This window comes from Kibdelosporangium persicum (genome assembly GCF_013280595.1).
GTDB classification, from domain to species: Bacteria; Actinomycetota; Actinomycetes; order Mycobacteriales; family Pseudonocardiaceae; genus Kibdelosporangium; species Kibdelosporangium persicum.
Map to the genome: position 1 here is coordinate 37,330 of NZ_JAAATY010000003.1, position 26,848 is coordinate 64,177.

31 protein-coding genes are annotated in these 26,848 nt (G+C 67.8%); 11 read left to right on the plus strand and 20 right to left on the minus strand.

Features of this window, described 5'->3' with window-relative positions; all coding sequences use genetic code 11:
* Positions 1 to 48: 48 nt before the first annotated feature.
* Positions 49 to 1,641, minus strand: a complete 1,593-nt coding sequence (locus GC106_RS06950) for a DUF4331 domain-containing protein (RefSeq protein ID WP_173125684.1) — start codon at positions 1,639 to 1,641, stop codon at positions 49 to 51.
* Positions 1,642 to 1,827: 186 nt separating this feature from the next.
* Here GC106_RS06950 and GC106_RS06955 point away from each other — a divergent pair, with 186 nt between their 5' ends.
* From GC106_RS06955 to GC106_RS06965, 3 genes are read left to right on the plus strand one after another with little or no spacing between them, the layout of a single operon-like run.
* Complete coding sequence (locus GC106_RS06955; RefSeq protein ID WP_173125686.1) at positions 1,828 to 2,844, plus strand: chemotaxis protein CheB; 1,017 nt, start codon at positions 1,828 to 1,830, stop codon at positions 2,842 to 2,844.
* Positions 2,841 to 3,587, plus strand: a complete 747-nt coding sequence (locus tag GC106_RS06960; RefSeq protein ID WP_173125688.1) for a hypothetical protein — start codon at positions 2,841 to 2,843, stop codon at positions 3,585 to 3,587. Before GC106_RS06955 ends, GC106_RS06960 begins: the two co-directional genes overlap by 4 nt.
* A 49-nt stretch (positions 3,588 to 3,636) precedes the next feature.
* The gene (locus GC106_RS06965; RefSeq protein WP_173126543.1) at positions 3,637 to 5,493 is read left to right on the plus strand and encodes a CheR family methyltransferase; all 1,857 of its coding nucleotides are present in this window, start codon (positions 3,637 to 3,639) and stop codon (positions 5,491 to 5,493) included.
* Between the two features lie 107 nt (positions 5,494 to 5,600).
* Here GC106_RS06965 and GC106_RS06970 read toward each other — a convergent pair whose 3' ends face one another.
* From GC106_RS06970 to GC106_RS06980, 4 genes are all read right to left on the minus strand, one after another.
* On the minus strand, positions 5,601 to 6,092 hold the full coding sequence (locus tag GC106_RS06970) for a DUF4383 domain-containing protein (RefSeq protein WP_173125690.1): 492 nt from the start codon (positions 6,090 to 6,092) through the stop codon (positions 5,601 to 5,603).
* Positions 6,093 to 6,692: 600 nt separating this feature from the next.
* On the minus strand, positions 6,693 to 7,322 hold the full coding sequence (locus GC106_RS06975) for a UdgX family uracil-DNA binding protein (protein WP_173125692.1): 630 nt from the start codon (positions 7,320 to 7,322) through the stop codon (positions 6,693 to 6,695).
* Positions 7,319 to 7,441, minus strand: coding sequence for a hypothetical protein (locus GC106_RS48700; RefSeq protein ID WP_281368395.1), 123 nt, complete (start codon positions 7,439 to 7,441; stop codon positions 7,319 to 7,321). The genes GC106_RS06975 and GC106_RS48700 overlap by 4 nt, the downstream gene beginning before the upstream one ends.
* A 76-nt stretch (positions 7,442 to 7,517) precedes the next feature.
* Positions 7,518 to 7,673 (minus strand): hypothetical protein, encoded by a 156-nt coding sequence (locus GC106_RS06980; RefSeq protein WP_173125694.1) that lies wholly within the window; start codon positions 7,671 to 7,673, stop codon positions 7,518 to 7,520.
* Positions 7,674 to 7,715: 42 nt separating this feature from the next.
* Between GC106_RS06980 and GC106_RS06985 the strand changes: the two genes are divergently transcribed.
* Positions 7,716 to 8,324, plus strand: a complete 609-nt coding sequence (locus GC106_RS06985; RefSeq protein WP_173125696.1) for a nitroreductase family protein — start codon at positions 7,716 to 7,718, stop codon at positions 8,322 to 8,324.
* A 10-nt stretch (positions 8,325 to 8,334) separates the two neighbouring features.
* Here the strand turns inward: GC106_RS06985 and GC106_RS06990 are convergent, their stop codons facing one another.
* Together GC106_RS06990 and GC106_RS06995 are read right to left on the minus strand one after the other, a co-directional pair.
* Positions 8,335 to 8,793 (minus strand): MarR family winged helix-turn-helix transcriptional regulator, encoded by a 459-nt coding sequence (locus GC106_RS06990; RefSeq protein WP_173126546.1) that lies wholly within the window; start codon positions 8,791 to 8,793, stop codon positions 8,335 to 8,337.
* A gap of 212 nt (positions 8,794 to 9,005) precedes the next feature.
* Positions 9,006 to 9,269 (minus strand): hypothetical protein, encoded by a 264-nt coding sequence (locus GC106_RS06995; RefSeq protein ID WP_173125698.1) that lies wholly within the window; start codon positions 9,267 to 9,269, stop codon positions 9,006 to 9,008.
* 100 nt (positions 9,270 to 9,369) lie between these two features.
* On the opposite strand from GC106_RS06995, the gene GC106_RS07000 reads away from it, so the two are divergent.
* From GC106_RS07000 to GC106_RS07010, 3 genes are all read left to right on the plus strand, one after another.
* Entirely contained in the window at positions 9,370 to 10,167 is a 798-nt protein-coding gene (locus GC106_RS07000; RefSeq protein WP_173125701.1) for a helix-turn-helix domain-containing protein, read from the plus strand.
* A gap of 18 nt (positions 10,168 to 10,185) precedes the next feature.
* Positions 10,186 to 10,368 (plus strand): DUF397 domain-containing protein, encoded by a 183-nt coding sequence (locus GC106_RS07005; RefSeq protein WP_173125703.1) that lies wholly within the window; start codon positions 10,186 to 10,188, stop codon positions 10,366 to 10,368.
* Between the two features lie 162 nt (positions 10,369 to 10,530).
* Positions 10,531 to 11,697 carry an MFS transporter gene (locus GC106_RS07010; RefSeq protein ID WP_173125705.1) on the plus strand — a complete coding sequence of 389 codons (1,167 nt, stop codon included), beginning with the start codon at positions 10,531 to 10,533 and terminating at the stop codon, positions 11,695 to 11,697.
* On the opposite strand, the gene GC106_RS07015 is transcribed toward GC106_RS07010, so the two are convergent.
* From GC106_RS07015 to GC106_RS07060, 10 genes are all read right to left on the minus strand, one after another.
* Positions 11,685 to 12,518 (minus strand): amidohydrolase family protein, encoded by an 834-nt coding sequence (locus tag GC106_RS07015; protein WP_173125707.1) that lies wholly within the window; start codon positions 12,516 to 12,518, stop codon positions 11,685 to 11,687. The two genes, GC106_RS07010 and GC106_RS07015, sit on opposite strands and share 13 nt — an antisense overlap.
* A complete protein-coding gene (locus GC106_RS07020) occupies positions 12,515 to 13,459 on the minus strand; it encodes an aldo/keto reductase (RefSeq protein ID WP_173125709.1) in 945 nt (314 codons plus the stop codon). The genes GC106_RS07015 and GC106_RS07020 overlap by 4 nt, the downstream gene beginning before the upstream one ends.
* Positions 13,456 to 13,767 (minus strand): L-rhamnose mutarotase, encoded by a 312-nt coding sequence (locus GC106_RS07025; RefSeq protein ID WP_173125711.1) that lies wholly within the window; start codon positions 13,765 to 13,767, stop codon positions 13,456 to 13,458. Before GC106_RS07025 ends, GC106_RS07020 begins: the two co-directional genes overlap by 4 nt.
* Positions 13,768 to 13,774: 7 nt before the next feature.
* Positions 13,775 to 14,806 (minus strand): ABC transporter permease, encoded by a 1,032-nt coding sequence (locus GC106_RS07030; RefSeq protein WP_173125713.1) that lies wholly within the window; start codon positions 14,804 to 14,806, stop codon positions 13,775 to 13,777.
* The gene (locus GC106_RS07035; RefSeq protein WP_173125715.1) at positions 14,806 to 16,323 is read right to left on the minus strand and encodes a sugar ABC transporter ATP-binding protein; all 1,518 of its coding nucleotides are present in this window, start codon (positions 16,321 to 16,323) and stop codon (positions 14,806 to 14,808) included. Before GC106_RS07035 ends, GC106_RS07030 begins: the two co-directional genes overlap by 1 nt.
* Positions 16,323 to 17,378: a sugar ABC transporter substrate-binding protein gene (locus GC106_RS07040; protein ID WP_312872498.1), complete on the minus strand. Its 1,056-nt coding sequence runs from the start codon at positions 17,376 to 17,378 to the stop codon at positions 16,323 to 16,325. The genes GC106_RS07035 and GC106_RS07040 overlap by 1 nt, the downstream gene beginning before the upstream one ends.
* A gap of 48 nt (positions 17,379 to 17,426) precedes the next feature.
* Positions 17,427 to 18,188 (minus strand): SDR family NAD(P)-dependent oxidoreductase, encoded by a 762-nt coding sequence (locus GC106_RS07045; RefSeq protein WP_173125717.1) that lies wholly within the window; start codon positions 18,186 to 18,188, stop codon positions 17,427 to 17,429.
* A complete protein-coding gene (locus tag GC106_RS07050; RefSeq protein ID WP_173125719.1) occupies positions 18,185 to 19,486 on the minus strand; it encodes an enolase C-terminal domain-like protein in 1,302 nt (433 codons plus the stop codon). Before GC106_RS07050 ends, GC106_RS07045 begins: the two co-directional genes overlap by 4 nt.
* Position 19,487: 1 nt before the next feature.
* Positions 19,488 to 20,345, minus strand: coding sequence for a fumarylacetoacetate hydrolase family protein (locus GC106_RS07055; protein ID WP_173125721.1), 858 nt, complete (start codon positions 20,343 to 20,345; stop codon positions 19,488 to 19,490).
* A gap of 375 nt (positions 20,346 to 20,720) precedes the next feature.
* Complete coding sequence (locus tag GC106_RS07060) at positions 20,721 to 21,380, minus strand: TetR/AcrR family transcriptional regulator (protein ID WP_173125723.1); 660 nt, start codon at positions 21,378 to 21,380, stop codon at positions 20,721 to 20,723.
* Between the two features lie 41 nt (positions 21,381 to 21,421).
* On the opposite strand from GC106_RS07060, the gene GC106_RS07065 reads away from it, so the two are divergent.
* The 4 genes from GC106_RS07065 (at position 21,422) to GC106_RS07080 (ending at position 24,187) form a co-directional block, all read left to right on the plus strand.
* Positions 21,422 to 21,844: an ATP-binding protein gene (locus GC106_RS07065; RefSeq protein ID WP_173125725.1), complete on the plus strand. Its 423-nt coding sequence runs from the start codon at positions 21,422 to 21,424 to the stop codon at positions 21,842 to 21,844.
* The gene (locus GC106_RS07070) at positions 21,841 to 22,608 is read left to right on the plus strand and encodes an RNA polymerase sigma factor SigF (RefSeq protein ID WP_173125727.1); all 768 of its coding nucleotides are present in this window, start codon (positions 21,841 to 21,843) and stop codon (positions 22,606 to 22,608) included. Before GC106_RS07065 ends, GC106_RS07070 begins: the two co-directional genes overlap by 4 nt.
* 60 nt (positions 22,609 to 22,668) lie before the next feature.
* On the plus strand, positions 22,669 to 23,508 hold the full coding sequence (ku, locus tag GC106_RS07075; protein WP_173125729.1) for a non-homologous end joining protein Ku: 840 nt from the start codon (positions 22,669 to 22,671) through the stop codon (positions 23,506 to 23,508).
* 64 nt (positions 23,509 to 23,572) lie between these two features.
* Positions 23,573 to 24,187: a TetR/AcrR family transcriptional regulator gene (locus GC106_RS07080; protein WP_173125731.1), complete on the plus strand. Its 615-nt coding sequence runs from the start codon at positions 23,573 to 23,575 to the stop codon at positions 24,185 to 24,187.
* Here GC106_RS07080 and GC106_RS07085 read toward each other — a convergent pair.
* The 3 genes from GC106_RS07085 to GC106_RS07095 all read right to left on the minus strand — a co-directional run bounded on the left by GC106_RS07085 (position 24,174) and on the right by GC106_RS07095 (position 26,797).
* Positions 24,174 to 25,145 (minus strand): beta-ketoacyl-ACP synthase III, encoded by a 972-nt coding sequence (locus GC106_RS07085; RefSeq protein WP_312872501.1) that lies wholly within the window; start codon positions 25,143 to 25,145, stop codon positions 24,174 to 24,176. The two genes, GC106_RS07080 and GC106_RS07085, sit on opposite strands and share 14 nt — an antisense overlap.
* 64 nt (positions 25,146 to 25,209) lie before the next feature.
* Positions 25,210 to 25,860, minus strand: a complete 651-nt coding sequence (locus GC106_RS07090) for a TetR/AcrR family transcriptional regulator (RefSeq protein ID WP_217280175.1) — start codon at positions 25,858 to 25,860, stop codon at positions 25,210 to 25,212.
* 79 nt (positions 25,861 to 25,939) lie between these two features.
* On the minus strand, positions 25,940 to 26,797 hold the full coding sequence (locus tag GC106_RS07095) for a 3-hydroxybutyryl-CoA dehydrogenase (RefSeq protein WP_173126554.1): 858 nt from the start codon (positions 26,795 to 26,797) through the stop codon (positions 25,940 to 25,942).
* Positions 26,798 to 26,848 lie beyond the last annotated feature (51 nt).

Consider the following 26,848-nt stretch of genomic DNA (forward strand, 5'->3'; position numbering starts at 1 on the left):
CGCCGGAGGCGCGATCACGGTCGCGCCTCCGGGCATCGATGCGGACACTCACCAGGGACGGGTACTGCGGTGACGGGCTTTGGTCGGCCGCTTGCGCCACAGGTAGACCGTGCCGCCGAGCAGGACGAGCGCGCCGATCGCGCCACCGATCAGCGCACCGGCGGGCAGGTCGCCGAGGACACTCGACTTGGTCTCCACCTTCTCGGCGACCGCCGAGTTCACCGCGGCGTCGCTGGGCACCGCCACGTACGGGAACCGCTGCTCGAACGCGACGTCGTTGGCGTCGACCTTGTCGCCGGCGGCAAGGGCCTCGACCAGCGCACCGGACTGCGCGGCGCCTTCGACGGCCTGGATGGAGATGTCGATGACGTCGTCGGTCAGCCTGCGGCCGTTCGGGAAGCCCTGCAGGTCACCGCCGAGCACACCGAGCCGGTTGGGTTCGGCCGTCGGCGGGACCGCCATGTTCAGCCGCAGCATCTCGGACGGGACGAACATGTGCGCCATCACGTCGGCGTTGTTCAGCTGCGAGTTCAGATCGGCCTTGATCGGGCCACCGGCCTTGGTGGTGACGCCGGTCAGGAAGATCTCCACGAGGTCCTGCCGCGGACCGGCGGGTGCCTTGATCTGGTAGATCTGCTCGATCAGCTTGGGCAGTTCCGGGTCGGTCACCCGGTCGAGCAGGGCCTTGACCTTGCCGTCCTGGTCCGGGGTCAGGCCGTTGAACGCGTCCTTCAGGCCCGCGGGCGCGACCACCTCGTTGACCAGCGGGTTGCCCAGCCGGGACACCTGCACGAAGTCCCCCTCGGCCTTGGCCTTGCCGGGCGAGAGCTTGATCGACTGGCGTTCGGTGTCGGCCCAGATGCCGACCACCGGGTTGCGCTTGGCGTCCCCCTTCAGCGCCAGCAGGTGCGTGGGGATCTGCAACGCGATGGTGTTGACGTTGAAACCACGCAACGTGTCCTGGCCGGTCTCACTGAGGTCGCCGCCGTAGAGCAGGTCGAACACCCGCAGGTCGGCGAAGAACGAGTCCTCGGCGGGGCCGGCGTAGCTCAGCCCGCCACCGGGGATCTGGGCGATCGCCTGGTCGCGGATGGTGCGGAAGTCCGGCATCGACGCCGCGCCGGTGTTCGACGGCGCCGAGCGGGCGTTCCTGATCAGCACCTTGCCGCCGCCGTGCCGGTCGATCAGTTCGAGCTTGTAGTTCTGCCGGAACAACAGGTTCTCGTCGTTGATCGACGTCACCGCACCGTTGTTGTACAAGAACGTAGCGTTCCTGCGCCGGTCGTCGGTGGCGAAGGTGTACCGGAAGGTCAGGTCCGCCTTGGCGTCGCCGTCGTTGTCGATGTTGATGTCGTACCGGGCGTTCTCGGCCCACGGGTAGAAGTTCGGGCCGCCGGTGGGTTCCTGGAACCCGAAGTAGTTGGCCACGATCGTCACGGTGTCCGGCCGGTCCGGGCTGACGAACGCGTACAGATCCGTGTTGTCCACGGTCGGGTCGGCGGCGATCAGCGGCGCTTCGCGGTGGCTGGAGGCGGTGGCCGGGCCGGGCACCAACCCTCCGGCCAGCGCCGCGCCCACCGCCAACAGCGCCGCGGTAGCACGTGACCTGCGTGGAGCACGCACGGTATGGGGTTGTGGCATAACCAATCCTTCGGGTCGGTCATGCGCCTCGTCCTCCCTGGACATCTTCTATACGGAGCCGCCGAAGATCCGGATCGGTGGCCGATCGGATTTTTTCCGCCGAACGGGGGTACACGTCCGGGAGGAGCGCTTCCGCGCCTGCGGGAGGGTTACCGTGGGGCACCCGGAACGAGGGAAGTGGTCTCGATGGCACCGCGGCACCGCGACGTGATCGTGGTGGGCGCTTCGGCGGGCGGGGTCGAGACTCTTCGGACGCTGGTGGCCGGCATGCCGCCGGACCTGGACGCCGCCGTGGCCGTGGTGCTGCACCTGCCGGCGGGCGGAACCAGTGCGCTGTCACAGATCCTGCGCCGCGTCGGCACCCTTCCCACGGTCACCGCCGCCAGTGGCATGCCGCTGCGCCGGGGTGTGATCCACACCGCGCCGCCGGATCACCACCTGCTGATCATCGAGGACCAGCTCGCCCTGTCCCACGGACCGACCGAGAACGGCCACCGGCCGGCGATCGACGCCCTGTTCCGGTCCGCCGCGCAGAGCAGGGGGCCGCGGGTGATCGGCGTGCAGCTCTCCGGGGTGCTGGACGACGGTGTCGCCGGGCTGGTCGCGGTCAAGGCCCAAGGCGGCCTGGTCGTCGTGCAGGACCCCGCCGACGCCCTCTACCCGGAGATGCCGGAGAACGCCTTGCGGCACGTCCAGGCCGATCACGTCCTGCCGGCGGCGGACATCGGCCCGCTGCTGGCGAAGCTGACGGCGGAACGGGAGATCGGGCCGGCCCTGCCCACACCGCCCCTGCTGGCGCTGGAGAACGAGATAGCGCGCGATCGGCGGACGGCGATGGACTACCAGTCGGACGGCATGGGGGTCCCGAGCACCTTCTCGTGCCCGGACTGCCAGGGCGTGCTGACCGAGATATCCCCGGACGAAGGACGTTTCCGGTGCCAGGTCGGGCACGCGTGGTCGGCCGAGGCCCTGCTGGAGGCGCAGGGTGACAGCATCGAGCGGGCGATGTGGACCGCGGTGCGCGCGCTGGACGAGCGGGCGACCATGGCCGACCGGATGCGTCGTCACGCCGAACGTGGGGGCAACGACCGTGTCGTCGAGCGGTACACCAGGATGGCGGACGAGGCGCGTGAGGCGGCTGACCTGCTGCGCGGCCGTCTGACCACGATACCGCTGCGAGCTGAGCACGAGGCCGGGCCATGAGGATCTCCGAGCTGCGCGTCCCGGTGCGCTACATCGGCGGGATAGCCATCGCCCATCCGGTCGGCACGCTGGACGTGACAACGTACCCCGTCTTACGGGACACGCTGCTCAAGCACGCGGCGGAGCAACCTGACGGGCTGGTGGTCGAACTGGACGAGCTCACCATGCCGATCGCACCGACCCTCTCGGTGTTCTCACTGGTGTCGATGCGGGTCGCGGACTGGCCCGGCCTGCCGTTCATGCTCGTCGCGACCGGCCAGGAGAAGCGGTGCATGCTCGCGGCGAGCACGATCAGCCGGTTCGTCACGGTGCACGACTCGGTCGACACCGCCGTGTCGGCCATGGCCAAGCCCCCGATCCGGCAGCGCGCGATCATGGAGCTGCCGCCTTCGCCGATGAGCACGCGCCGCGCCCGGTACTTCGTTCGGATGAACTGCACACGGTGGCGCGTCGACGAGCTGATCACCGACGCGATGACCGTGGCCACCGCGTTCGTGGAGAACACTCTCTCGCATACCAGTTCGGCCGCGTTCCTGCGGTTGGAGATGCGCCAGGGCATGCTCACCATCGCGGTGACCGACGACGACCCGCGCCCCGCGGTGCTGCATGAACGCGCCGAAGGTGGTGTGTCGCCGTCCGGGTTGTTGCTCGTTTCGGGGATCACGAAGGTGTGGGGGTGCACGCCGGCCATGACCGGCGGCAAGACCGTCTGGGCGGTGCTGAAGGTGCCGCACGGCGTGTGACATTTCGGCTGACCGGGCTGGGCACGGAGTACCGTGCCGGATTGTGGACGTGACTCCGCCGGCCGAACCGAACGGCCAGTTCGAAGCCGTGCTGACGTACCTGAGGGAATCCCGGGGGTTCGACTTCACCGGCTACAAGCGGACGAGCCTGGCCAGGCGGGTCCGGCGGCGGATGAGCCAGGTGGGCGTCGAGGACTTCGGCGAGTACATCGACCTGCTGCAGGTCGACTCCGAGGAGTTCGGCGCGCTGTTCACCACGATCCTGATCAACGTCACCAGCTTCCTGCGCGACCGGGAGACCTGGGACTACCTGCGCAGCGACATCGTGCCGACGATACTGGCCGAACGCGGCCCGGACGACCCGGTGCGGATCTGGAGCGCGGGCTGCGCCTCCGGCCAGGAGGCCTACAGCCTGGCCATGGTGTTCGCCGACGCACTCGGCGCCGAGCGATTCCGCCAGCGCGTCAAGATCTACGCGACCGATGTGGACGACGAAGCCCTGAACCAAGCCAGGCACGCCGCCTACAGCGGCGCGGAACTGGACAACCTCGCCGAGGACCAGATCAGGCAGTACTTCGAGCAGCACGGCAACAAGTACGTGTTCCGCAAGGACCTGCGCCGCTCGGTCATCTTCGGCCGCAACGACCTGGTGCAGGACGCACCGATCTCCCGGATCGACCTGCTGGCGTGCCGCAACACGCTGATGTACTTCAACGCCGAGACGCAGGCCAAGGTCCTCGGCCGGTTCCACTTCGCCCTCGCCCCGCGCGGCGTGCTGTTCCTCGGCAAGGCCGAGATGCTGCTGTCGCACAGCAGGATCTTCGACCCGGTCGATTTCAAACGGCGGTTCTTCCGCAAGACACCGGGTAACCCGACCGGCCTCGGCAACCTGGTCTCGCACGCGTACGCGCACCGCCACAGTGAGGTCGGCGGCCTGGACGAGCTGCGCGAGCACGCCTTCTCCACCAGCCCGGTCGCCCAGGTGGTGGTGACCGGCGAGGACATCGTGGCACTGGTCAACCAGCATGCCGAGGTGGTCTTCGGCCTCTCCGCCCGCGACGTCGGCAGGCCACTGCGGGACCTGGAGATCGCCTACCGGCCGGTGGAACTGCGGTCCTACGTCGAGCAGGCGAGAGTCGAACGCAGGGCGCTGCGGATCAAGGAGGTGGAGTGGCAACGGCTCCCGGGCGACTCGGCGTGGTTCGAGATCCACGTCAACCCGTTGGTCAGCAACGACAACGGACTGCTGGGCGTGTCGATCGTGTTCCACGACGTCAGCGCGGCCCGCAAGCTGCTCGACGAACTCGAGCACACCAACCGCCAGCTGGAGTCGGCCTACGAGGAACTGCAATCCACCAACGAGGAACTCGAGACGACCAACGAGGAACTGCAATCCACCGTGGAGGAACTGGAGACCACGAACGAGGAACTCCAGTCCACCAACGAGGAACTGGAGACGATGAACGAGGAACTCCAGTCCACCAACGACGAACTGCAGACGATCAACGACACGCTGCGCGAGCGCAGCGCCGAGCTCAACGACGTGAACGACTTCCTCGAATCGATCATGACGTCGGTGCGGTACGGCGTGATCGTGGTGGACCAGGAGATGCGGATCCTGGTGTGGAACCGTGGCGCCGAAGACCTCTGGGGCCTGCGGCGGGACGAGGCCTCCAGCGAGCACCTGCTCAACCTCGACATCGGCCTGCCGGTCGCGGATCTGCGCACGTCCGTGCGCAACGCGATGTCCGACGCGTCGTTCGAGGAAGTCCTCCTGCTCGACGCGGTCAACCGGCGCGGCAGGAAAACCAAGGTCCGCGTCATCGTCAGCGCCCTGCACGGTCCGAACGGCGCAAACACCGAGGGCGCGATCCTGACGATGGAACCGGCCGGCGACTCGGGCTGACTCCACCGGACAGACGAAAGCGCCGGTTCATCGCGCGTCGTTCGAGGCGTCCTTCGTGGACGTTCTCGCATTCGGCGCGGTCAACCGGCGCGGACCCGGCGGCGGACCTACGGGGTACGCGGCCGCGTCGGCCGGTGGGCCCGGCTCGTCCGCGGGTCCCTGGCCCGTTCGCCCTGGTGTTCCGCGGGATTCGCGATCGGCAACGCCGAGGCGGCGATCAGGACCACGGCCGTGATGGCGTGCAGCCACGCGTCGGCGGTGTTGACCGCCAACGGATCGGTGCCCTGCCGCACCATCATCGAGATGATGTCGTAGGCGAACAACGCGACGAACGCGCCCGCCATGGTCCACGACACCAGTTTGGAGCGGTCGATCAGGAATCCGGCGATGATCGTCAACGCACCGAACAGGAAATGGATGAAGTTCAACACGGTCGTCACGCCGAACAGGTTCCACAACAAGTCGGGGTCGTTGCCGCCCCTCAGGCCACCACCGACGTTGGTGTCGTCACTGATCGACGCGAACCCGGAGATCGCCAGCACGACGTAGAAGACACCGATCGCCAGGACCAGCAGCCGTACCATTTTACGGGCAGACATGAGTTCTCCCTTCCGACTGGGGACTACCCTCGGGCGAGCCACGTCACACCCGTGTCCGGAACACCACGGCCGTCCGGCGAGTTAATCTCAGTGACTGGTGCGGAACGAGTCCCCGGGCCTCACCCAAAGCCATCGGGGAATACCGGGTCAAGCCGGAGCCCCCATGCGCCACTCGCCGCGAGGCGACCGCCGCACCGGTCAGCCCACCCCTCGGCTCGCGTACTCCCCCCTCCGCGAGCCGGGGGTGGCCTGAGCGAACGAAAGAGACCTGTCCCCCACGGGCGGCCGACCCCCAGGGCCGCCCGGCGACCTCTGGCCGGCGTTCCCCCCTCCACCGGCCAGGGGTCGGCTGAAAAGGGTGAGCCGCCGCAACGGCCGCCCTCGCACCTCTGGCCCGTGTATCCCCCCTCAGGCGGGCCAGAGGTGCGGCAAAGCCTGACTGTCCACCACGAATGGGTGACCCGCCCGGAGTGTCACCCGCACCCCTGGCTCGTATTTCCCGCGCTGCGGCCAGGGGTGCCTCGATCCCCATGGATGAGCGGCGACCCCGACGCCGCTCGCACCCCTGGCTCGCGTACCCCCAGGCGAGGCAGGGGTGCTTTACTTCCCTTTCACGGCACCGGATGCCGTCTTCAGGTCGGCGACGAACGCGGAGTACGCCGCGTCCCTGTCCGGCGCGCGCAGGATCGCCGAGGGATGCACCGTCGCCGTGATTCGCGCGACACCGCTTTTCCCGGTGTTCTCAGGAAATTCCAAGATTTCGCCGCGGTGCCGGGTCAGCCTGAAGGACGGTCCCAGTAACGACTTCGCGGCCGTCGCACCAAGGCAGACAACAAGTTCCGGCTGTACTCGATCGAGTTCGGCCAGTAGCCATGGCTTGCAGGCGACCACTTCGGTACGGGACGGCGTCTGGTGGATCCGGCGCTTGCCGCGTTCGGCCGGTTTGAACTTGAAGTGCTTGACGGCGTTGGTCATGTAGACGTCCTGCCGGTCGATCCCGGCGTCCGCCAACGCTTTGTCCAGCAACCGGCCTGCCGGGCCGACGAACGGCTCACCCGCCCGGTCCTCCTGGTCGCCTGGCTGCTCGCCGACCATCATCACGGCCGCATTGGACGGTCCGGCACCGAAAACGGTCTGCGTGGCGTCCTGGTAGAGGTCACATCCATGGCACTGGCAGGCCGCTTCGCGCAACTGGTCCAGATCGGCGTTGTCAGGTGGGTCAGCCGTCATTCAAGCCCTCGCACGATCGTCGGCTCGAACTCGAACTCGGTCTCCTCGGTGGCTTCACGCGGAGCGGGCAGTTGTTCGTCCTGCTTGTCGAGAAGTTGTTCTTCCTGTGTGGTGGGCATTGCGTGTCTCCTGTCCCCGCGTCGCGGGCGCGCAAACGTGTCCTCCATCGCATACCCGGCGGGCAGGGCGGCAAACTCAGGCGGGGTCCATCCCGCTCAGTCCATCCGGGACGGATTCGTCCTCGCCCTGCGGGTCCTCGTCGGCGTACGTCGGCTTGGTGTGCTCCTCGGCGAAGTCGCTGTCCTCTTCCATGCTCCTGGCGGTCTGCGGGTCGATCTCAGGTGTGCTCATGACCGGTGGCTACCCAGAATCACCGCCAATAAGATCCGCGGGATGGAGTACTCCGAGGTGATCAGGCGCCGCCGGATGGTCAGGCATTTCACCGACCGGCCGCTCGCGCCGGAGATGGTCGGGAAGGTCCTGAGGAGCGCGTTGCGCGCACCATCCGCGGGCTTCTCCCAGGGCTGGGCGTTCCTGTCGTTGACCGCTTCGGCGGACCGGGCCCGGTTCTGGCCGGTCGCCGCGCCCTGGGTCACCGAGAACTGGCAGTCAGTGGCCCAGGCGCCCCTGATCGTCGTGCCCCTGTCGCACAAGAAGGCGTACTTGGAGCGATACGCCGAGGACGACAAGGGCTGGGAGGACCGCGCGGAGGCACGGTGGCCGGTGCCGTACTGGCACATCGACACCGGCATGGCCGCGTTGCTGATGTTGCTGACAGCTGTCGACGAAGGCCTGGGCGGATTCTTCTTCGGCATCGCCCCGGAGTACCTCGGCGGATTCCGGGCGGAGTTCGCGGTGCCGGAGGAGTACACCCCGATCGGCGCCGTGGTCGTCGGCTACCGCGCCGAGGAGCAACCCGTCGAAGGTTCGGCCGCGACCAGGAAACGCCGGGGCACGGACGAGGTCGTCCACCACGGCCAGTGGGGCAGGCTCACTCCGTGAGCGCGGCGGATCAGGCCTGGGCCGGGCTGATCGGCAGCCGCGCCAACGCGTCCACCAGCGGCGCGAGCTCGGGGAGCTTCTGTGCCTGCCGGAGCGCCTCGGCCAGCGTCACGTCGTGTAGCGGCCGGGCCTTCGCCAACAGGTCGTGTCCGGCCTGCGTGACTTCGGTGTAGATGCCGCGGCGGTCGGTCGGGCAGAGATAGCGTTGCAGCAGTCCGCGGTTCTCCATGCGCGTGACCAACCGTGTGGTCGCCGACTGGCTGAGCACGACCGCCCTCGACAGCTGATTCATCCGCATGTGCCAGCCGTCTTGCCGGGCCAGCACGTCAAGGACGCTGTACTCACTGACGGACAGGTCGTGTTCGCGCTGCAGTGCGCGTTCGAGCGCGTCTTCCAGGGACGCGTGCAGAGCCGCGAGTGTGCGCCATCCCTGTGCGCGAGCCTCGGCGGCGTCGTCGTCCAGTGACATGGTCACCACTCCTCCGTTTACGCGGCGGCTGCAATTTTCGCGGAAGCAGATAATTGCAACTGCTGGCAACAACTGTACTGGAGTGCGGAACCTTCCCTCTGAACCCGACACCACCGCGTCACGCGCACGCTACGCCTGGCGTGCCGCCGTACCAGCGGACTGGCAGGCACCTGCCAGGCTCGCGCAACCTCACGGCCGCCGTGACGCGCTCCTCATCGCGTTGATGGACCGACCCAAACGATGTCCTTGACGACGTCCGGCTCGTCGCGGACGTAGTTCAGCGCGTTCTCGGCCGCCGCGAGGAAGTACTGGTTCCTGCCGTCGGCCGAGACCATGTACGCGCTGTCCTCGAACTGCATGCCCCAGCCGATGACCGTGCTGTGGACGTTCTTGTGGACCACGGCGGCGAACAGCCGGGGCGCCTGGCCCGCGACCAGGGCAGCGGCGCGCTCTTCCAGTTCGGTTTGATCAGTCATGGTTGAAACATACAACGTATTGTTACCAAATAACCCTACACGATTGGGTGACACATTGTGACGGTACGATAGCCGTATGCCAAAACCGTCCAGTCCGACAATGCGAAAACGAGCCCTCGGCAAGGAACTCCGCAAGCTGCGCGAGGCCGCCAACGTGCGGGTGGAAACCGCGGCCGAGGAACTCGACTGCTCAGTGGCGAAGGTCAGACACATCGAAGGTGGTCGCAATGTCGTCAAGAAAACCGAACTTTCCGCCCTGGTCCGGCTCTACCGGGCCGACGACAGGCTGCCGGTCCTGGAAGAGATCCGGCGGGAGGCGTCGAAGCCGGGATGGTGGTCGACCGCCAAGCTACCGCCGTACATGCAGACCTACGTGGGAGCGGAGTCCGACGCCAGGTCAATGAGCGTGTTCACCCTCGAACTCATCCCCGGCCTGCTCCAGATCGAGGACTACACGCGCGATCTCAACAGAGTCTTCGGCATCACCGACGTCGACAACATCATCAAGGTCCGCACGCGGCGTCAGCATCGCCTCCTCGACGATGACCCCCTGACCCTCCATGCGATCTGCTCGGCAGCGGCGCTGCAACGACTCGCGTCCGCGCCCTACGCCGAAGCCCAGCTCGCCCACCTGATGGCGATGAGCCTGCAGCCGAACGTGACCGTGCAAATCCTTCCCTTCGACGCGGGTCTCCATCCCGCGGTGATGGGCGGTTTTGTCCTGCTCGACTTCGACCCGGAAATCTCGCTTCCGGCCGTCTACTTTGAGAACGTGGTAGCCGGAGACTTCGTCGACGATGCCAGGATCGTCAGCGAGGTGGCCGCGTCGTTCGCCACGCTGCGCGAGTCGGCGATGTCGGCGGCCGAGAGCATCCGCTACATCAAGGAGTTGATGTAGACGGTAGACGGGAGGCACATGAATCTTCACTTAAGGCCGTGGTCGACATGGCGGAAGTCGAGTTTCAGCGGCGCGGGCCAGAGCGAGTGCGTTGAGGTCGCCCCCTGGGGCGAGGTCCGCGACTCCAAGAACCCGGACTCCTCCTTCACCATCCCCACTACCAGCTGGCGGTACTTCACCGTCGTCCTGAAATCCCAGTAGCGCTACTTCCGACGGCCCCGGCATCACCCGTGATGCCGGGGCCGTCGTCGTACCGGCCGGCGTGATCGGGTTCACCGCCGAACCGCTTGCCTCCACTCCATGCACACCGCAGTATTAGGCACGAGCAATTACCCGCGTGTGCAACTATCTGGGGTGAACACCATGCCTGCTGCGCTTCTGGCGCTGGCAATCGGTGCCTTCGGGATCGGGACGACCGAGTTCGTCATCATGGGGCTGCTGCCCGAAGTCGCCGCCACCTACTCCGTCACCATCCCCTCGGCCGGGTTGCTGATCTCCGGTTACGCCCTCGGCGTCGTGGTCGGCGCACCGCTGCTGACCGCGGTCGGGTCCCGCTGGTCGCGCAAGCGCTTGTTGATCGCGTTGATGGCGCTTTTCATCGCAGGCAACGTGCTCGGTGCGATCGCCCCGACCTACGGCCTGCTGATGACCGGCCGGATCGTCGCCGCTCTGTCCCACGGCGCGTTCTTCGGCGTCGGCGCCGTTGTCGCCGCGAGCCTGGTCGCACCCGCCAAACAGGCCAGCGCGATCGCCATGATGTTCACCGGACTGACCGTCGCCAACGTGCTCGGCGTTCCCCTGGGCACGGCTCTGGGCCAGGCGCTGGGGTGGCGTTCGACGTTCTGGGCCGTCGCCGTCCTCGGCGTGATCGGCCTGGTCGGCATCATCGCGCTCGTCCCCGAACTGCCCAGGGACACCCAGACCGACCTGCGGCACGAACTGGCGGTGTTCAAGCGTCCGCAGGTCTGGCTGGCACTGGCGATGACCGCGCTCGGCTTCGCGGGCGTGTTCGCGTCGTTCACCTACATCGCGCCGATGATGACCGAGGTCGCCGGGTTCTCGTCCGGCATGGTCACCTGGCTGCTCGTGCTGTTCGGCGTCGGCCTGGTCGCCGGGAACCTGTTCGGCGGCAAGGCGGCCGACAAGTCCCTGATGCCCAGCCTCTACGGCATCCTGGCGGCGCTCGCGGCCGTCCTCTTCGTCTTCACGTTCACAGCGCACAGCCAGATCGCCGCCGCGATCACGATCCTGCTGTTCGGCGCGGCCGGGTTCGCCACCGTCGCCCCGTTGCAGGCCCGCGTGATGGACAAGGCCGAAGGCGCGCCCGCACTGGCCTCAGCCGCCAACATCGCCGCGTTCAACCTGGGCAACGCCGGTGGCGCCTGGCTGGGCGGCCTGGCCATCGAACACGGCCTCGGCTACACCGCGCCGAACTGGATCGGCGCGGTGCTGGCGATCGCCGGTCTCGGCGTGGCCGTCTACTCCGGACTGCTCGACCGCAGGAAGCGGGTGCTTGTTCAGAGCCGGTAGGCCCTGACCGCCGTACCCCCGAAGACCTGATCCCGGTCCGCTGGCGAAAGGCCCGAGGTCAGGTCTTCGGCCGCGCCGACCACCTCCGCGTACGACCCGGCCAGCAGGCACACCGGCCAGTCGGACCCGAACATCACCCGCGAGGGCCCGAACGCCTCGAGCACGACGTCGGCGTACGGGCGCAGATCCTCCACTGTCCACTGTGCCCAGTCAGCCTCGGTGACCAGGCCGGACAGCTTGCACGTCACGTTGCCGAAGCCCGCGAGCTCCCGGATCGACGACGCCCAGGGCTCCAGCGAACCACTGGCGATCGGCGGTTTCGCGCAGTGGTCCAGGACGAACGGTTCGTCCGGGAACGCCGCCACGGTCTCGATCGACGCTTCAAGCTGGTGCGGCAGCACCAGCAGGTCGTACACCAGGCCCGCGTCGAACACCGCTCGCAGCCCGCGCCGCACGTCGTCACGACACAGCCACCGTGGATCGGCTTCGCCCTGGACCTGGTGCCGGATTCCGCGCAACCACGTTCCACCCGGACCCGACCGCAGCTCGGCCAGGTCGTCCACGACCGACGGCGCGGTCAGGTCGACCCAGCCGACGACCGCGCCGATCAGGTCCGTCTGCGACGCGATCGCCAGGAACTCCGGGGTCTCCTCCGGCACGGTGATCGTCTGCACGAGCACGGTCCGGTCGAACCCGGTGGCCGCCGCACGCAGGTCCGTGACGTCGAAGTCCCGCCGGATCGCGGACATCGTCGCCGCGTCTATCCAGTCCTGGGCCCGGACCGACAGGTCCCAGAGGTGGTGGTGCGCGTCGACCCTCATCCGAGCAAGCCCTCCGCACGCAGGTCGTCCCAGAGCTCGTCCGGCACCGGCTCGGCGAACAGGCCCGCGTTGCGGACCGCCTGCTCAGCCGACTTCACGCCGAGCACGACCGACGTCACGGCCGGATGACGCAGAACGAACTGTACGGCTGCCTGCGGCAAGGTCGCACCGTGCCGCTCGCAGACCCACGCGATCCGTTGCGCACGTACGATCAGTTCACGCGGCGCTGATTCGTAGTTGTACTTCGCATCGTCAGGAACTCGGGCACGCGCGAGCAGGCCGGAGTTGAAAACGCCCGCCGCGAAAACGGACACCCCGCGCTGCTCGCACAGCGGCAGGAACTCGCTGGCCGCGGTTTGCTCCAGCAGGGTGTACCGGCCCGCCAGCATCACCACGTCGATCGACGTCTCCCGGACGAACCGCGCGGGCATCTGCCACTGGTTCATCCCGACGCCGATCGCCCCGGCCGCACCCTGCGAGCGCAACTCGTCCAGCGCCGGGAAACCCTCCCGCGAAGCCTGTTCCCAGTGGTCGTCCGGGTCGTGCAGCAACAGGATGTCGACCCGGTCGAGGCCGAGGCGTTCCAAAGAGGACTCGACCGAGCGGCGGACGCCGTCCGCACTGAAGTCCCAGACGCGCCGGTACTTCTTCGGCACGGCGAAGCCGTTGTCCAGGTCCAGCCCTTCCTCGTCATCCGGTTCGAGAAGCCGTCCCACTTTTGTCGATACGACGTACTCGTCGCGCGGCAGCCCGGCGAGGAACTTGCCCAACCGGCGCTCGGACAGGCCCAGTCCGTAGTGCGGTGCCGTGTCGAAGTACCGGACACCGGCGTCCCAGGCCGCCTGCAACGCCGCTTCGGCGTCCGCGTCGGACACTTCGGTGTACAGGTTGCCGATCCCGGCCGCGCCGAACCCGAACTTCGTCACTGTGACACCGTTCATGGCAGCTCCCAGACCTTCCGCACGTCCGGTCGCGCGCCGGAGTAGTCGTCCCCGGCCTCCAGCAGGTCCGCCATCCGGGCCTGCCACGGGATGTTGGCCGGGTGGTCCCGTAACCGCTCGCGCATCCGGCCGTAGTCGTCGACCTCGACCAGGTGGAACAGATCCCGGCCGCTGCGCCAGATCCGCCACGAGTGCACCCCGGCCTCCCGCAGCGCGGTGTCCAATTCGGCCGGGATCACCGCGTGCTCCCGGTCGTAGTCGGCTTCCTTGCCCGGTTTGAGCCGGGTGTGCAACGCCACCGTCTCCATAAGGCGGTTACTCCTGAGCCTTGCCGGTCGTCAGTCGGGACAGCACAAGCGCGATGAGGATGATGACACCGTTGATCGCGCCGAACCAGTGGCCGTCCACGCTCATCAGGGTCAGCAGGTTCTGGATCAGGCCGAGCATCAGCACGCCGCACAGGGCGCCGAACAGCGTGCCCTTGCCGCCGTTCAGGCTGATCCCGCCGATCACCGCGGCCGCGAACACCGTGAAGATCATGCCCTCACCCATGTTCGCGCCGATCGCACCGAGCCGTCCGGTCTCCAGGATGCCCGCCAGCGCGGCGAGCACGCCGCCGAGCACCAGCACGGTCCAGACCACCGCGTTGGTCCGGATACCGGCCGCCTTCGCGGCGTCCACGTTGCCGCCGATGGCGTACAGCGAGCGGCCCTGGCGGAAGTACGACAGCACGATGATGCCGATGACAAAGGCGATCAGCGCGATCCACACGGAAGCCGCGAGGCCACCCCACTTCTCGAACCCGAGGTACATGAACGACGGCGGCAGCTGGAACAGGCTGCTGCCGCCGGACACGCCGACGTGCAGACCGCGCACGGTGATCAGCATGCCCAGGGTCACGATGAACGCCGACAGCTGGAACTTCAGGATCAGCAGGCCGTTCAGCCCGCCGATCGCGGCACCGATCAGCAGGCACAGCGGGATCGCCATCCACTGCGGCCACTCGGTGCCCAGGCCGTGCGCCTGGTCGGTGGCCGGGACGACCAGCGCGATCGCCAGCACCGGCGCGAACCCGATGGTGGACTCCAGCGACAGGTCGAACTTGCCGGCGATCAGGATCATCGCCTCGGCCAGCACCAGCAGCGCCAACGCGCTCTGCTGCTGAAGCACGTCGGTCAGGTTGCCGATGGTCAGGAACGTCGGGCTGACGATCGCGCCGATGATGATCAGCACGATGATCGCCGGAACCAGTGCCAGGTCCCGGAATCTGGCGAACCGGATCGGCTGGCGCCGTCCGGAGGCGGGAGCCGGCGTCGTGGCCGTCTCCGGCGAGAGCGTCTTGGTCATCACTCGGTCACTCCCTCGATGGACGCGACGAGCTCCTGCTCGCTCCAGTCCCGGCCGAACTGCGCGGCCACCTGGCCGTGGAACATCACCAGCACGCGGTCGCACACCCGCAGGTCGTCCAGTTCGTCGGACACCACGATCACCGCCGTGCCCGCCCGTGCCACCCGGTCGACCACGCCGAGCAGCGACTCCTTCGACTTCACGTCGACACCCGCGGTCGGGTTGATCAGCACCAGCACGTCCGGGTCGCCGGCCAGTGCCCGTGCCATCACGACCTTCTGCTGGTTGCCGCCGGACAGGTCCGACACCGGCTGGCCGGCGCCGGACGTGACGATGTCGTAGGACTCGATCGCCGTGCGGCCGACCTGCGCCAGCCGCCCCGGCGCGACCAGACCGGCGGGGCCGAGCCTGTTCATGACGGTCATCGCGGCGTTCTCCGCGACGCTCAAGCCGAGCACCAGCCCTTGGTGGTGGCGATCCCTTGGCACGCACCCGATCCCGTGCCTGAGCGCGTCGAGCACCGAGCCCGGCTTGAGCTTCTCGCCGCTCACCCGGATCGTGCCGGCCGACGCTTTGCGCAGGCCGTAGACGGTTTCCGCGAGCTGGTGCTTGCCGCTGGAGGCACTGCCCGCGAGGCCGATCACCTCGCCCTTGCGCACGCGCAGGGTCACGTCGCGGAACGAGTCCCCGGTCAGGTTCTCGACGCTCAGCGCGACTTCCGAGTCCTCGCCGACGTCGGGGCGGTCCGCGGCGCCCGGCACGGACAGGCCGCCCGGTTCGCCGGTCATCGCGTCCACCAGTTCGGCCCGGCCGAGCTCGGCCACCGGCGCGGTGAGGATGTGCCTGGCGTCGCGGAAGACCGTGACGGTCTGGCACACCTCGTAGATCTCTTCCAGGTGGTGCGAGATGAACATGAACGCGATTCCGTTGTCCTGCAACGCCCGCAGCCGATCGAACAAGCGCTCGATCGCCGGGCCGTCCAGCTGCGCGGTCGGCTCGTCGAGGATGATGAACTTGGCGCCGACCGACAACGCGCGGGCGATCTCGACCAGCTGGCGCTGCTCCACCGTCAGGTCCGAGGCGGGCTTGGTGACGTCGACGTCCACGCCGAACGACTCCAGCAGCTCGTTCGCCTGCCTGCGCAGCTTCGGCCAGCTGATCAGCCCCTTGCCCTGGCGGTTGATGAACAGGTTCTCCGCCACCGACAACGCGGGCATGATCGTCGACCGCTGGTACACGCAGGCCACGTTGCGGCGCCACGCTTCCCGGTCGCTCAGCGCGGGCGCCGGCTCGCCGAAGAAGCTGACCTCGCCGCTGTCGGCCGCCTGCAGTCCGGTGAGGATGGACACCAAAGTGGACTTGCCGGCGCCGTTGCGGCCCACCAGGGCATGCGACTCACCGTCGCGGATCTCGATGCCCACGTCGTCGAGTGCCACCGTCCTGCCGAAGCGCTTGGTGACGTCGCGCGCCACGGCGGCGAGCCGCACACCCGCCGCCGGCTGAGCCTGAGCACTCATCATTGCCCGATCTGGTTGCCCCACAACGCCTTGTCATCGACGTTGTCCTTGGTCACGAGCGGTGCGGGCAGCTGGTCCTCGAGGTTGCCGTTGCCCACGTCCACAATGGTCGAACCGTGGTCGGTCGGGCCGGGCTGGAACGTCTTGCCCTCCAGCGCCGCCTTGGCGTAGTACAGCGCCCACTTGGCGTACATGTCCGCGGGCTGGGAGACGGTCGCGTCGATCTCGCCCTTGCGGATCGACGCCAACTCCTGCGGGATGCCGTCGTTGGAGACGATGAAGATGTGGTTCGGGTCGTCCGGCGGCAGCAGGTGGTTGGTCGACCGCAGCACCTGCAGGGTCGGCGCCAGGAACGCGCCGCCGGCCTGCATGTAGATGCCCTTGATGTCCGGGTGCTGGTTGAGCCGGGTCTGCAGGGCCGCGCTGGCCTTGCCGCCCTCCCAGTCGGTCGGCTCCTCGAACACCGTGACGCCCGGGTAGTTCTGCTTCATGCAGGACGCGAACGCCTCGGAACGGTCCCGGCCGTTGATGCTGGACAGCGCACCCTGGAACTCGACGACCTTGCCCTTGCCGCCGAGCTTGTCCCCGAGGAACTTGCAGGCCTTCTCGCCGTACGCCTTGTTGTCCGCGCGCACGACCATGTACACCTTGCCGTTGTCCGGCCGGGTGTCCACAGTGACCACGGGGATCTTCTGCTGTTCCAGGCGTTGCAGCGTGGTGGCGATCGCGCCGGTGTCCTGCGGCGCCATCACGATCGCCTTGGCGCCCTGGCCGGTCAGCGTCTGCACGTTCGCCACGAGGGTCTCGACCTTGTTCTGCGAGTTGGTCGGGTCCATCATGTTGACGTTCAGCTCTTTGGCGAACCGTGGGACGTACTGGATGTACGAGTTCCAGAAGTCCGAGTCGGCACGCGGGAAGTCCACGCCCACCTTGGCGTTCGGGTCACCTGCCGCCCCGCCCGGGGCCGAGCCGGGTGACGACTCGCCGCACGCGCTGGCGGCCAGCACCACCGCGGCCGCGACGGCGATGGTCTTGACTGATCTGCGGACGGGCACCACAGGTCCTCCTTGACGGCGGTGTCTACTTGGGAGCGTTCGTCGGTTCTACTGCTGGGCGGGCGGCCGCAGCCGCAAGCCGTGCATGCCGCCGTCCACGGCAAGCACCGTTCCCACCGTCGCGCCCGACAACGGGCTGGCCAGGTAGGCGATCGCGTTCGCGACCTCGTCGGCCGACACCAGCCGGCCCGTGGGTTGACGCGCGTTCAGTGCGGCCCGTTCGGCCGCGGGATCCTCTGCCTGGTCGAGCAACCTGTTCACCCATGGCGTGTCCGCGGTGCCGGGGGCTACGCAGTTGACCCGGATGCCCTCACGCACATGATCGGCCGCCATGGCCAGCGTGAGCGCGTACACCGCTCCCTTGCTGGCCGAATACAACGCGCGCTGCGGCAGGCCCGCCCACGCGGCGACCGAGCACGTGTTGACGATCGCGGCCGACGGGGACTTACGCAGGTGCGGCAGGGCATGCCGGGCGACACGGGCCATGCCGACCACGTTCACGTCCAGCACCCGCAGCCACTCGTCGTCACCGTTCGCCGCGACATCCCCGATCGCGCCGATTCCGGCGTTGTTCACCACGACGTCCAACCGGCCGAAGCGCTCGACGACCGCGTCGATTGCCGAGCGGACCTGGGCGTCGTCGGTGACGTCGGCCTCGAAGCCGGCGATGTCGCCAGGCAGGCCCTCGGGCCTGCGATCCAGGGACGCGACCTGGGCGCCCCGGCTGGTCAGCAGTTTCGCGGTGGCCAGGCCGATTCCCGAGGAACCGCCGGTGACGATCGCGACCAGTCCGTCGAAGTCCCCGCTCACGAGTTCTCTCCTGTCCACTCCGGACCGTCAGGGAAGCGGTAACGGCGCAGTGTGGCGTCGTGCATGCGCGCCGAGAAGCCGGGTTTGCGGGGCGCGAGGTAGTACCCGCCCCGCACCACCGCCGGGTCGGTGAAGTGCTCGTGCAGGTGATCGACCCACTCGATGGCCCGGCCGGCCTGACTGCCGGACACCGAGACGTAGTCGAACATCGACAGGTGCCGGACCAGTTCGCACAGTCCCACGCCGCCGGCGTGCGGGCAGACCGGGACGCCGAACTTGGCCGCCAGCAACAGGATCGCCACGTTCTCGTTGACGCCGCCGACCCTGGCGGCGTCCAGTTGCAGCACCGAGATCGCCTCGGCCTGCAGCATCTGCTTGAACACCACCCGGTTCTGCACGTGCTCACCGGACGCGACCTTGATCGGCGCGATCCGGCGGGCGATCGCCTGGTGGCCGAGCACGTCGTCCGGTGACGTCGGCTCCTCGATCCAGTACGGGTCGAACGGCGCCAGCGCCCGCATCCACTCGACCGCGACCGAGACGTCCCAGCGCTGGTTGGCGTCCACCGCGATCCGGATCTCGTCGCCGACCGCGGCCCGGGCCAGCCGCAGCCGCCGGATGTCGTCGTCGAGGTCGCCGCCGACCTTGAGCTTGATCATGTCGAAGCCGTCCGCGACGGCCTGCTTGGCCAGCCGGACCAGCTTGTCGTCGGAGTAGCCGAGCCAGCCGGGCGACGTCGTGTACGCGCGGTATCCGTTCGCCAGCACGTTCTGCACGCGCTCGGCCTTGCCTTCCTGGGCTTTGACCAGGATCTCGTACGCCTCGTCCGGCGTGATCGCGTCCGTCAGGTACCGGAAGTCGACGAGCCCGACGATCTCCTCGGGCGTCATGTCGCTCAGGAACTGCCAGACCGGCTTGTCCGCACGCCGCGCGGCCAGGTCCCATGCCGCGTTGACGACCGCGCCGACCGCCATGTGCGCGACGCCCTTCTCCGGGCCGAGCCAGCGCAGTTGCGAGTCACCGACCAACTGCCTGCTCAGGTCCGCCAGTGCCGCGGCGTCCTCGGGAACTCGTAACCCTACGACGTGACCTTCCAAAGCCCGGATGGCGGCGGCCTGGACGTCGTTGCCGCGGCCGATGGTGAACGCGAAGCCGTACCCGTCCGGGCCTTCGTCGGCGTGCAGCACGACGTAGGCGGCCGAGTAGTCCGGGTCCGGGTTCATCGCGTCCGAGCCGTCCAGCTCACGGGATGTGGGGAACCGGACGTCGAGGACGTCCATACCGACGATATGAGCCATGTCAGGCCTGCCCGACGGTCTGCCGCTGGCGGCCCAGACCTTCGATCTCGAGGTCGACCACGTCCCCCGCCCGCAGGTACGGCTTGGGCTCCGGCTGGCCGAGCGCGACCCCCTGCGGTGTGCCGGTGTTGATGACGTCGCCGGGGCGCAGCACCATGTACTGGCTGAGGTGGTGCACGATCGCGGCGACCGGGAAGATCATGTCCTTGGTGCTGGAGTCCTGCTTGAGTTCGCCGTTGACCCAGAGCCTGAGCGCCAGATTCTGCGGGTCCGGCACCTCGCTCGCGGGCCGCAGCCACGGGCCGAGCGGGTTGAACGTCTCACACGACTTGCCCTTGTCCCACTGGCCGCCGGGCCGTTCGAGCTGCCACGCGCGCTCGGAGACGTCATTGGAAATCGTGTACCCGGCGACGTGCTTGATCGCGTCCTGCGGCGAGTCGACGTAACGTGCGGTCTTGCCGATTACGATGGCGAGTTCCACTTCCCAGTCGGTCTTGGTCGACTTCCTGGGGACGAGCACGTCGTCGTACGGTCCGACCACGCAGTCCGGGGCCTTCATGAAGACGACAGGCTCGGACGGGGGCTCCGCACCGGACTCCGCGGCGTGCGCGCGGTAGTTCATGCCGATACAGACGACCTTGGTGGGCAGCGCGACCGGCGCGCCGACGCGCAGCCCGGTACCGTCGATCACCGGCAGGCTCGCGGTGTCCAGTGCGTCAGCGACTCGCTGGATTCCGTCGCCGGCAAGAAAAGCACCATCGATGTCGCCGGTCAGCCCACTGATGTCGTACAGCGTTCCATCGTCGGCGCGCACGGCGGGCCTCTCCTCGCCGATCGCGCCGAGGCGCATCAGGTGCATGTCGGTTTCCCTTCGTCCCCGCACGGCAAGACATCCGATGTATAGCGCCTGGAAGGCAGTCCCGTCCAGAGGTGTGATCGCATCGAAAGTTGAGAAGTCCGATGACTGCCTGGGGATACAGGCTTCCTGCGGGGAACGAACACGAGCTGTCGATGCGCGGCTCCAGGGGCCGGCTCGGCCCATTGCGCTGCGGAAAGAGATGTCTCCGTCGCTAGGTCGTGTTTCAAATGCCCGATCGCGATAGCCGGGCCGGATGCGGTCCCTGGCGCCACCGCGGGACCGCCCAAAGACAACCAGTATTCGCGGCGATCCCGCGGCGACGCCAGGAACCGCCCCGATCCCGACTCTCATCGACCGGGACATTCGAAACACGACCTAGTCGACGGCTGGACCGTAGATCGAGCGCAGCCAGATCGTGGTCAGCGCGTCCACGATCTCCGCGTCCCAGAGGTCCGAGCTGGCGGCCATCGACTGGTGGTAGCAGGTGTTCTCGTTCATCAGCACCAGCACCCGGGCCAGCGCCCTCGCCGACGGCGGGCCCGGCAGGGCCAGCCCGGCCCGGCGCTCGCTCTCGATCTGCACGGCCGTCGACCGAACGAACCGCCGAGCGGCCTCTTCCCACAACTCAGCCAGCCGCGGGTCGGTCTCCCGGCCACGTACCGTCGCCCGCATCACCGGACCGTGCTTGCGCCACAACGCCACTGCCGCGGTCAACGCACGGCGGACCGCGACGCCGGGCGGCTCGTCACTGCGACGGAACCAGACGCTCCCCGAGGCGTAGATCTCCCGCAGCACCCGTTCGGACAACGCGTACAGAACCGCGTCACGGGATTCGAAGTGGAAGTAGAAGGTCGACCGGGACACGCCCGCGCCCGCGGCCAGTTCGTCGATGCCGATCTCGCGCAGGGACCGCTCGGCCAGCAGCCGTTCCGCGGTGTCCAGAATGGCCTGCGAGGTCAGGTCGCCCTTGCCCGGCCTGCGGGCCTCATCACATTCGCCCGCTCCAGTGACGTCAGGGCGGCGACGGACCGTCATGCCGACATTGTCGCAAACGGCCGGAGTACTACTGTTGTGGCGTGACGAAGCCTGAGCAGCCAGATCCGTCCGGCGACGAGATCGAGGTCCGGATCGCGGCCGACGCCGCGCAGCTGCCGATGCTGCGCGCGATCACCTCAGCGGTGGCCATGCGGCAGGACTACGACCTCGACTCGATCGCGGACCTGAAGATGGCGGTCGACGAGGCCTGTTCGATGCTCGTGCTGCGGGCCATCACGGGCTCGCTCCTGACCGTGCGCTTCACCCCGAAGTCCGAGATCAGGGTGGTCGCCACCGTGCTGTCGGACAGCGACGACTGGCCGGACACCGGCGCGTTCTCGTGGCACGTGCTGTCCACGCTGACCGACTCGCTCGAGGCGGGCGTGTCCCAGGGCGCCGCGGACCCCGGCGGTCACGTGCTGTGGATCGAACTCACCAAACGCAACGCACTGGGTGACGAGTGAACCCGCGCGGCGGCTACGACCACCTCGCTCCGCTGTTCGAACAGTTCGCCTCCCTGCCGAAGGACAGCCCCGAGCACGCCCAGCTGCGGGAGCGGCTCGTCACCGAGCACCTGCCGGTCGCCGAGCACATCGCGCGCCGGTTCAGCCACCAGGGCGCCCCGCTGGAGGACCTGGCGCAGGTCGCCAGGATCGGCCTGATCAACGCGGTCGACCGGTTCGACCCGGCACACGGGTCGGACTTCATGTCGTACGCGGTGCCCACGATCATGGGCGAGGTCCGCAGGCACATCCGGGACACCAGCTGGGCGGTGCACGTCCCGCGCCGGCTCAAGGAGCTGCGGCTGTCGATCGGCGGCGCGGTGACCGAACTGTCGCAGCGGCTCGGCCGTGCGCCGACACCCAGCCAGATCGCCGAGCACCTGGGCCTCAGCCGGGAGGAGGTGTTCGAAGGCCTGGAAGCGACCAACGCGCACCACTCGCTGTCGCTGGACTACCTGCTCACCGACGACCCGGACTCGGCATCGCTGGCGGACACGCTCGGCGCGGACGACCCGGAACTGAGCGTGGTGGACGCCCGTGAGGCGCTGTATCCGCTGATCAAGCGCCTGCCGGAACGCCAGCAGAAGATCATCACGCTGCGCTTCTTCGGCAACCTCACCCAGACGCAGATCGCCGACCGGCTCGGGATCAGCCAGATGCACGTGTCGCGGCTGCTCGCCAAGAGCCTCGACACCCTGCGGGCAAGCCTGTCCAGCGACGGCTGACCTGCGGCTATTTAGTCCATTGGGGTTGCGAAACGGGCTGAAGATCGGTACCAAGCCACTATGAGACCCGTCTGGCGAGGTGCCATCTCATTCGGGCTGGTGACCATCGCCGTCCGGATGTTCGGCTCGACCGAGGAGCACGACTTCCGGTTCCACCAGGTCCACCCCGAGGACGGGGGCCGGATCCGGTACAAGCGCGTGTGCGAGATCTGCGGCAACGAGATCGAATACCGCGACATCGCCAAGGGGTACGAGCTGGAGGACGGCCGGGTCGTCATCCTCACGGACGAGGATTTCGACAAACTGCCGGTCTCCACCGACAAGTCGATCCAGGTCCTGGAGTTCGTGCCGACCCAGGAGGTCGACCCGATCTTCTTCCAGAAGACGTACTACCTCGAGCCCGACAAAACCGCGGGCCGCCCGTACGTGCTGCTTCGCCAGGCCCTCGAGGACACCGACCGGCACGCGGTCGTGAAGATCACCGTCCGGCAGCGTGAGTCGCTGGCGATCCTGCGGGCCCGGGACGACGTGCTCGTTCTGCACACGATCTTCTGGCCGGACGAGATCAGGAAACCCGATTTCGGATTCCTTGATCAAGATCTCGAGGTGCGGCCGCAGGAGCTGAAGATGGCCACCTCGTTGATCGACAACATGGCGGGTTCGTTCAAACCGGAGCAGTTCACCGACGAATACCGGGACGCGATGGCCGAACTGGTCGCGGCCAAGGCCGACGGCGCCGAGCTGCCGGAACGGCCGGAAGAGGAAGACCAGGGCGACGTGATCGACCTGATGACGGCATTGGAACGCAGCGTCGAACAGACCCGCGCGAAGACCGCCACGCCCGAGCCCGCGAAGAAGAAGAGCACTTCGAAGAGCAAGTCCGGTAAGCGAACAGCCTGACATCGACCTAATTGAGTGCGAGCCCCATTCCGCGCCGAGTACCTCGGCATGGAAGAGTAAAGGCATGAGTTCTGCTTCCGAACCACGCTGGCGACGACTCGAACCAGACGCTCGTCGGGAACAGATCCTCGTCTGTGCTATCCGCCTATTCGGTGAACGCCCGTACCCGTCCGTGTCGACAACCGACATCGCACAGGAAGCGGGCGTCGCCCGAGGCCTGATCAACCACTATTTCGGCACGAAACGCGATCTTTATCTGGAAGTCGTCCGCCGAATGGTGACCATTCCCAGTTCGGCGCCGCAGGCGTTGGCGCAGGGCACTTTGGAGGAGCGGATCGACGCGAGCGTGAGCTGGTTCCTGGACCGGGTACTGCGGCACAGCAAAACGTGGCTGGTCGCGGTCGGCGGCGTCGGGCATGACCCGGACGTCGAGCGGATCCTGGCCGAGGCCGACGAGCACGCCGCCGACCGGGTGCTGGAATTCGTCGGCCTCACCGACGTCCACGAACACCGCGAGCAGTTGCGCGCGATGGTCAGGGCGTACGCGGCCATGGTGAAAGCAGCCGGACGGGAGTGGGTGATGCGCAACCACCTCAGCCGCGACCAGGTCCACCTGCTGCTCACCCACACGCTGCGCACCCTGGTGCGGGAAACGTTCCCGCAGGTCAGGGCAAAGTGACCACCTGGGCCGCGTAGCTGAGCCCCGCGCCGAAGCCGACCAGCAGGGCTAACGAGTCCTTGTCGACCGCCTTGGCCTCGATCAGCCGTTGCAGGGCGAGCGGGATCGACGCGGCCGACGTGTTGCCCGACCGCACGACATCCTGGGCCACGATGGCCTCCGGCGCGCCGATCTTCTTGGCCATCGCGTGGATGATCCGCAGGTTGGCCTGGTGCGGCACGATCGCGGCCAGGTCGCCGGGTGTCACCCCGGCCCGTTCACACGCCGCCAGGGCGATCGGGTGGACCTCGGAAGTGGCCCACCGGAAGACGGCCTGGCCTTCCATGTGCATCCGGCGGGCGAAATCGGGGATGCGGATCAGGTCGGCGCCCTGACCGTCACTGCCCCAGACCACCGGGCCGATCCCCGGCTGGGGTGACGGGCCCACCACGGCCGCGCCCGCGCCGTCCCCGAAAATGATCGAGGTACCGAGATCGGCCGGATCGACCCATGCCGTCATCCTTTCGGTTCCGACGACGAGAACGTATTCGGCGGAACCGTTGCGCACCGCGTCCGCCGCGACTGTCAGCGCGTAACAGAAACCCGCGCACGCCGCGTTCAGGTCGAACGCGCCCGCCGTCCGCGCACCGATTCCGTGTGCCACCTCCGACGCGACGTCCGGCGCCCGCCGTTCGGCGCTGCAACTGGCGACGATCACCAGACCGATCCGGGACGCCTGGACACCGGCGTTGTCCAGCGCCTGGCGCCCGGCCGCGACGGCCATCTGCTGCACAGTCTCGGACTCGCTGGCCTTGCGCAGCGACACGATGCCGGTGCGTCCCCGGACCCACTCCCCCGTACGGCCGAACCGCTTGGCCGTCTCCTCGCTCGTGACCACAGTCGACGGTTGGTAGGCGCCGAACCCGATGATCCGGGCACCGGCCACCGGCGTGGCCTGCCGAAGACGAGAAATTTTCACTGCGGAAACTCCACCCATGGGCACATCCTGATGGCTACCAATGAGTAAGAGATCATCCTCAGGTCTATGTTTCCGGCGACACTCCACCTGGCCCCATCAATACTGCCAGGTAACTTATCGCGAATGCGCGAACCGACTCGTCGTCGTCCAACGGAATGCAACTGTCCGGAGTGAGCGTGAACGAGATGGCCAGCCGGACGAAAAGCTCCGCGACACCGGCAGGCTCCCGCCCGGCAACCGGCTTGTCACCATCCGGCAGCGCCTGCGCCTGACCGACCAGGAAATCGCGGGCCACGGCGACCACGAGCCCGCCATTGACCGTGAGATACGGCAACAACGCTTCCGGGTCGGTGGACAGAAGCCGGGACAACAACGGGTCACGACGGGTATACCGCATGCCCACCACAAAGCCTTCGACCAGCCGTTCCCGCGCCGTCGGCAACTGGGCGACGGCGTCGGCGACACTGCCGAAGAACCGGCGGCACTCACGGACGAGAACAGCCTGGACAAGAACGTCCTTGTTCTCGAAACGACGGTAGACGGTGGCCCGGGAGACCCCGGCGCGCCTGGCGACCGAGTCGACGCTCGCGCGGCGCAGGCCGTAGTCGAGGAACTCGGCGAGCGCGGCGTCCAGAATGGATTCGCCGACCGGATCGGGTGCACGCCCAGCCGCCAGCACGAGCTCGAGCAACGCATTCGGCTCAGCGGGCTTCACACCGCCCAGCCTATGCCCAGCCAAAACCTCGTGAGTGGTTATCAGGGTTAGAACACCGATAAACACTCACGAGGGGGTTTCAGTACTGGAAGAAACCGCGGCCGCTCTTCTTGCCCAGCAGACCCGCGTCCACCATGCGCAGCAGCAACGGCGGCGGGGAGTACAGCGGCTCCTTGAACTCGGCGTACATCGACTCCGCGATGGCCTTCGTGGTGTCCAGGCCGATCAGGTCCGTCAGGTGCAACGGCCCCATCGGGTGGGCACAGCCCAGGACCATGCCGTTGTCGATGTCCTCCGGGGAGGCGAACCCGGACTCCAGCATCCGGATCGCCGACAACAGGTACGGGACCAGCAACGCGTTCACCACGAAGCCCGCCCGGTCCTGCGACCTGATGACCTGCTTGCCCAGCACGGACGTCACGAACGCGTCCGCCCGCGACTGCGTTTCCTGCCCGGTCAGCAGCGACGGCACCAGCTCGACCAGCCGCAGCACCGGAACCGGATTGAAGAAGTGCACCCCGATGACCTGCTCGGGCCGCGACGTCGCCATGCCCAGCTTCATGATCGGAATCGAGGACGTGTTCGACGCGAAGATCGCCGCCGGGTCCTCCACGACCTTGTCCAGTGCCGTGAAGACGTCCGTCTTGACCTGCTCGTTCTCGGCGACCGCCTCGACGGTGAACTGCCGGTCGGCCAGGTCACCGATGTCGGTCGAGAACGTGATCCGGCCGAACGCGGCCTCCCGGTCCCCGGCGGTGAGCTTGCCGTTGCGCACACCCCGGTCGAGCGACTTCTCGATCCGGCCCCTGCCCGCGGCCAGCGCGTCCGCGGACGCCTCGGTGACCTTGACGTCCAGGCCCGCCCGGGCGCACACCTCCGCGATGCCCGAGCCCATCAGCCCACACCCGATCACACCCACGCGGCGGATCTCGCTCACGCCCGTCCCTTCAGTGTCGATGCTCGATCCTGCGAGCAGATCTTCTGTCCT

Bases quoted from the DNA above. Each gene is read 5' to 3' on its own strand.
- GC106_RS07055 (WP_173125721.1), bottom strand. From the start codon at position 20,345: ATGCACCTGATGCGCCTCGGCGCGATCGGCGAGGAGAGGCCCGCCGTG.
- GC106_RS07015 (WP_173125707.1), bottom strand. From the start codon at position 12,518: ATGAGGGTCGACGCGCACCACCACCTCTGGGACCTGTCGGTCCGGGCC.
- GC106_RS06975 (WP_173125692.1), bottom strand. From the start codon at position 7,322: ATGACGGCTGACCCACCTGACAACGCCGATCTGGACCAGTTGCGCGAA.
- GC106_RS06995 (WP_173125698.1), bottom strand. From the start codon at position 9,269: ATGACTGATCAAACCGAACTGGAAGAGCGCGCCGCTGCCCTGGTCGCG.
- GC106_RS06960 (WP_173125688.1), top strand. From the start codon at position 2,841: ATGAGGATCTCCGAGCTGCGCGTCCCGGTGCGCTACATCGGCGGGATA.
- GC106_RS07035 (WP_173125715.1), bottom strand. From the start codon at position 16,323: ATGAGTGCTCAGGCTCAGCCGGCGGCGGGTGTGCGGCTCGCCGCCGTG.
- GC106_RS07000 (WP_173125701.1), top strand. From the start codon at position 9,370: ATGCGAAAACGAGCCCTCGGCAAGGAACTCCGCAAGCTGCGCGAGGCC.
- GC106_RS06955 (WP_173125686.1), top strand. From the start codon at position 1,828: ATGGCACCGCGGCACCGCGACGTGATCGTGGTGGGCGCTTCGGCGGGC.
- GC106_RS06980 (WP_173125694.1), bottom strand. From the start codon at position 7,673: ATGAGCACACCTGAGATCGACCCGCAGACCGCCAGGAGCATGGAAGAG.
- ku (WP_173125729.1), top strand. From the start codon at position 22,669: ATGAGACCCGTCTGGCGAGGTGCCATCTCATTCGGGCTGGTGACCATC.
- GC106_RS07025 (WP_173125711.1), bottom strand. From the start codon at position 13,767: ATGGAGACGGTGGCGTTGCACACCCGGCTCAAACCGGGCAAGGAAGCC.
- GC106_RS06990 (WP_173126546.1), bottom strand. From the start codon at position 8,793: ATGTCACTGGACGACGACGCCGCCGAGGCTCGCGCACAGGGATGGCGC.
- GC106_RS07030 (WP_173125713.1), bottom strand. From the start codon at position 14,806: ATGACCAAGACGCTCTCGCCGGAGACGGCCACGACGCCGGCTCCCGCC.
- GC106_RS07080 (WP_173125731.1), top strand. From the start codon at position 23,573: ATGAGTTCTGCTTCCGAACCACGCTGGCGACGACTCGAACCAGACGCT.
- GC106_RS07020 (WP_173125709.1), bottom strand. From the start codon at position 13,459: ATGAACGGTGTCACAGTGACGAAGTTCGGGTTCGGCGCGGCCGGGATC.
- GC106_RS48700 (WP_281368395.1), bottom strand. From the start codon at position 7,441: ATGCCCACCACACAGGAAGAACAACTTCTCGACAAGCAGGACGAACAA.
- GC106_RS07010 (WP_173125705.1), top strand. From the start codon at position 10,531: ATGCCTGCTGCGCTTCTGGCGCTGGCAATCGGTGCCTTCGGGATCGGG.
- GC106_RS07050 (WP_173125719.1), bottom strand. From the start codon at position 19,486: ATGGCTCATATCGTCGGTATGGACGTCCTCGACGTCCGGTTCCCCACA.
- GC106_RS06970 (WP_173125690.1), bottom strand. From the start codon at position 6,092: ATGTCTGCCCGTAAAATGGTACGGCTGCTGGTCCTGGCGATCGGTGTC.
- GC106_RS07005 (WP_173125703.1), top strand. From the start codon at position 10,186: ATGAATCTTCACTTAAGGCCGTGGTCGACATGGCGGAAGTCGAGTTTC.
- GC106_RS07060 (WP_173125723.1), bottom strand. From the start codon at position 21,380: ATGACGGTCCGTCGCCGCCCTGACGTCACTGGAGCGGGCGAATGTGAT.
- GC106_RS06985 (WP_173125696.1), top strand. From the start codon at position 7,716: ATGGAGTACTCCGAGGTGATCAGGCGCCGCCGGATGGTCAGGCATTTC.
- GC106_RS06950 (WP_173125684.1), bottom strand. From the start codon at position 1,641: ATGCCACAACCCCATACCGTGCGTGCTCCACGCAGGTCACGTGCTACC.